This is a genomic window from Zoogloea sp. LCSB751 (genome assembly GCF_002028455.1).
Classification (GTDB): Bacteria; Pseudomonadota; Gammaproteobacteria; order Burkholderiales; family Rhodocyclaceae; genus Zoogloea.
Map to the genome: position 1 here is coordinate 1 of NZ_MWUM01000486.1, position 246 is coordinate 246.

A 246-nucleotide genomic window follows, 5' to 3' on the forward strand; every position below is an offset into this window, starting at 1 on the left:
GGCCAAAGCCAGCGATACTGTAACATGGTTATTTTCCCGCCGTTTTACCTTGAGTGAGTAGGGTATCTGCAAGCGTTTCGGCAGCACCAATGGCGCTAATACCTAAACCTCCCAGTAAAGCTTGCGGGGCAAGGGTTTGGATATGACCATTTTGGCCTGCGGGAGTATGCGCTAGCAGCGGCATCTCCTTTAATAGAGCCTGGGTTGTTTGAGTGTTGGTTTGCGAGTCAGTTTTTTCGCTGCGGT

Annotated in this window: 1 protein-coding gene; it reads right to left on the minus strand. The window is 50.8% G+C overall.

Annotation, left to right across the window (positions count from 1 at the left end):
• Nucleotides 1-28: 28 nt before the first annotated feature.
• Nucleotides 29-246 (minus strand): hypothetical protein (locus B4920_RS27410; protein ID WP_216820116.1); only part of this gene is annotated, 218 nt, incomplete at its 5' end.